The following is a 3,946-nucleotide window of genomic DNA, read 5'->3' as shown; positions in this document are numbered from 1 at the left end:
GTGGTGCAGCATGTGGACGACGCGATTCTGGCCGAAATGGTGTCGATGGTGGAGCAAGAAGGGATCAGCAGCTTCAAACTCTATCTGACTTACCAATACAAGCTGGACGATGCGGCGGTATTGCGTGCGATGCAGCGCCTGCGTCAGCTGGGCGCGCTCACCACGGTACACCCCGAAAACGATGCGGCGATCCGCCTGCGTCGGGAGGCGCTGCTGCGACAGGGGAAAACGGCGCCCATTTATCACGCGTTGAGCCGTCCGGTCGCCTGCGAGGCGGAGGCGATAGCGCGCATGATCAATCTGGCGGCGCTGGCGGACAACGCGCCGCTTTACATCGTTCACCTGTCGAATGGATTGGGGCTGGATTATCTGCGGCTGGCCCAACGTCAACACCAACCCGTGTGGGCGGAAACCTGTCCGCAGTATCTGTTGTTGGACGAGCGGCGTTATCTGGAACCGGAGGGGCTGAAGTATATTCTCAGCCCGCCGCTGCGCGGTCAGGAAGAGCAGGCGGCGCTGTGGCAGGGAGTGGAGGACGGCAGTATTGCGACGGTCGCGACCGACCACTGCCATTTTTCGCTGAGCCAGCGTCATGCACTATCCCACGGGGATTTCAGCCGCTGCCCTAATGGGCTGCCGGGAGTGGAAAATCGGCTGGCGCTGCTTTACACCCACGGCGTGGCGACGGGGCGAATCAGCGCTGAGCGGTTTGTGGCGCTGACCAGCGCCCGTCCGGCGCAGCTCTTCGGACTCTGGCCGCAGAAGGGCAGTTTGATGCCTGATGCGGACGCCGATCTGGTGGTGTTTGATCCCCATCAACGCGTGACGCTGCGTCATGAGGACATGCATGATAACGGCGACTACTCCCCTTACGAGGGGATGGCCTGCCAAGGGTGGCCGATCATGACGCTGAGTCGGGGAGAGATCGTCTGGCGGGACGGCGTTTTTTCCGGCCGCGCCGGGCATGGACGGTTTTTGCATCGTCAGCCATTTAGCGCGCCGCCGGTTGACGCGCTAGGTTGACACCACCGCCAGCGTGGTCGACTGCAGCGGTGCCGCGCTGGCGCCGTTTTTCACCTGCAGAAGTTCCGCCAGTACGCTGATGGCGATCTCCTCCGGCGTTTCGGCGCCGATATCCAGTCCGATAGGCGAACGCAGCGCCGCCAGAGCGGCGGCAGCGACGCCGCTTTTTTCCAGCTCCGCGCGAAAAGTCTGGAGCTTGCGGCGGCTGGCCAGCAACCCCAGATAACGGACCGGGCTGCCGAGCGTCTGTGTCAGCGCCTCTTTATCCTGATGATTGGTGGCAATGACCACATAGCAGTGGTCGTCCAGCGTCAACTGTCGGATACCGTCGGTAAAGCTGTCGGCGAGTAACCGACGGCTAGCCGTCGGCAGATCGGGGTGGTCGAGATTATCCTGCCAGGTATCGACCAGCGTGATCTCGAAGCCAAGCGGGGCGGCGGCCACGGCGATAGCCCGGTTGACGTGACCGGCACCGAGCAGGATCAGCTGCGGGCGACGAGGCTGAACCGCGATATGGACTTTCATCGCGCCGCCGCAGTCTGAACCGACCGCGCCTTCGCCTTGACGCGCCATGCGCCCGCTGAACAGGCGGGACGCCCCCTGCGCCAGGGCCTCTTTTGCCTCTTCCAGCACCAGCCGCTCCACCATTCCTCCGCCAATCGTACCGACGCAGTGGCCGTCTTCATCGACCAGCATGCTGGCGCTGTGGCGGGGCGTCGAGCCGCGGCTTTCCACGATTTGAATCCACGCAAAAGCGCGGTTGTTCTTTTCCAGTTCCGCTGCATGAGTAAAAAGGCGCATTCCGTACCTCGCGTAAGTCATGGGTGATGATCAGGTAATGCAAATTTTGTGCCCGTGACCTGAGCCTAAGGGTGAGCGGTGCGGCGGACAAAAAAGGACGCTATAGCGCAGTGAGAAAGCCCGGCTCATTTTCTCAAAATGAGAAATTCGTCTCTCTATTTGCAAAAACGTTGCGCTGAACCGGAAAGAGGACGGCACGGCGCGCTTGCCATCGATTTTTCCTCTGGACGTGCAGGGCGGCGGAAACGGGGGATGTCCCGGCACGATGTGGCCCCGACGAATTTCTGGCCTGCATATTGCTCCTATTCGAAACATTCGCGTAAGACCGGTGTTATCCCGGCGCGTTGGTGCGCTTATTTCCGTGTAATGCGGTGGTCGTATCGTTTGATTTTCCAAGAAAAACAATAAAGGAGAGCAATGTGGGTGATGTGATGCGTCCCATTCCATTCGAGCAGCTGCTGGAAAGAATGTTTGCTGAATTTCGGCAAAACCGGTCTATTTTCGGCATTCCTGAGCGCCAGTTCTATCGCCGTCAACCGGCCCGGCAAATGGGCGTCTTTGGCGAAGTGTGCGATACCCCGGTGGGGCCAGCGGCCGGGCCGCACACGCAGCTGGCGCAAAATATTATTGCCGCCTGGCTGAGCGGCGGCAGTTTTATTGAATTGAAAACGGTGCAGATTCTGGACCGGCTTGAGCTGAAGAAGCCGTGTATTGACGCGCAGGACGAAGGGTTCAACACCGAATGGTCTACCGAGTTCACGCTGGAGAAAGCGGCCGATGAATACCTCAAGGCGTGGTTCGCGCTGTGGCTGCTGGAGTGTCTGTTTGCGCCGCGTTCCGCCGGGCAGGGGCGGTCGTTTATCTTCAATATGAGCGTGGGCTATGACCTGACAGGTATTCAACAGGCGCCGATGCAAACCTTTATCGCGACGATGATGGATGCGGGCGACACTCCCGCTTTCCAGCGTTATCGCCAAACGCTGACGCACTGGGTCGAGCAGGTCGATTTGCTGCGCGATATCGTCCCACCGGCGCAACGGCCTGCGCTGATGGCGCTGCCTGAGCGGATTACTCCGCAGTTGGTTACTGGCATGACGCTCTCCACCATGCACGGATGCCCGCCTGATGAAATTGAAGCCATCTGCCGCTATATGCTGGAAGAGAAGAGGCTGCACACGTTTGTGAAGCTGAACCCCACGCTGCTCGGCTACGCGCGGGTGCGTGAGATTCTGGATGGCTGTGGGTTCGACGACATTCAGCTGAAAGAAGCATCTTTTTTGCATGACTTGCCGTTGGCGCAGGCGCTCTCGATGCTGGAGCGTTTACTGGCTCTGGCGGATCAGCGGGGACTGGCGTTTGGGGTCAAACTCACTAATACGCTGGGTGTCGGCAACCACAAACGACGTCTGGCCGATGATGAAATGTACATGTCCGGCCGGGCGCTGTTTCCGCTTTCCATCAACGTCGCCGCCGTGTTGTCGCGTCACTTTGAGGGAAAACTGCCCATCTCCTATTCCGGCGGGGCCAGCCAGTTCACTATCCGCGCCATCCATGAAACCGGTATTCACCCGATTACGATGGCGACGGATTTGCTCAAGCCGGGCGGATATCTGCGTCTGGCTGCCTGCGCGCATGAGCTGGAAACCTCGACCGGCTGGGGCATGACCTCGGTGGATGTCGAGCGGTTAGAGGCGCTGGCGCGTGCCGCGCTGACGGCGGAGTACCATCAGAAGTCCTGGAAACAGGACGATACCATCGCGGCGGGCGGTGTCTTACCGCCCTCGGACTGTTACGTCGCGCCGTGCGTGAGCGCCTGCGCCATTCATCAGGATATTCCCGAGTACCTGCGTCTGGCAGGCGCGGGGCGCTACGCGGATGCGCTGGCGCTGATCTACCAGCGCAACGCCTTGCCCGCGATCACCGGCCATATCTGCGATCATCAGTGTCAGTCCAACTGCACGCGACTGGACTACGACAGCGCGCTGCAAATCCGTGACATCAAACGTATCGCGTTAGAAAAAGGGTGGGAGGAGTATCGACGTCGCTGGTGTCGACCGGCAGGTTCGGGCCATCGTCACCCGGTCGCGGTGCTGGGGGCGGGGCCAGCGGGGCTGGCGACGGG

The 3,946-nt window shown here is 60.6% G+C and carries 3 protein-coding genes; 2 read left to right on the top strand and 1 reads right to left on the bottom strand.

Going from position 1 to position 3,946, the window contains the following annotated elements; translation table 11 throughout:
- Positions 1–1,023: dihydropyrimidinase (gene hydA, locus Q7O77_RS15325; protein WP_304169322.1), on the top strand; the 1,023-nt coding region annotated here is incomplete at its 5' end.
- On the opposite strand, the gene Q7O77_RS15320 is transcribed toward hydA, so the two are convergent.
- Positions 1,015–1,824 (bottom strand): XdhC family protein, encoded by an 810-nt coding sequence (locus tag Q7O77_RS15320; protein ID WP_304169317.1) that lies wholly within the window; start codon positions 1,822–1,824, stop codon positions 1,015–1,017. The two genes, hydA and Q7O77_RS15320, sit on opposite strands and share 9 nt — an antisense overlap.
- Positions 1,825–2,243: 419 nt before the next feature.
- On the opposite strand from Q7O77_RS15320, the gene ygfK reads away from it, so the two are divergent.
- Positions 2,244–3,946 (top strand): putative selenate reductase subunit YgfK (gene ygfK / locus Q7O77_RS15315; RefSeq protein ID WP_304169314.1); only part of this gene is annotated, 1,703 nt, incomplete at its 3' end.

Origin of the sequence: Lonsdalea britannica (genome assembly GCF_946477055.1) — a bacterium.
GTDB lineage: Bacteria > Pseudomonadota > Gammaproteobacteria > Enterobacterales > Enterobacteriaceae > Lonsdalea > Lonsdalea britannica_A.
This window is presented reverse-complemented; position numbering and strand designations above follow the sequence as displayed.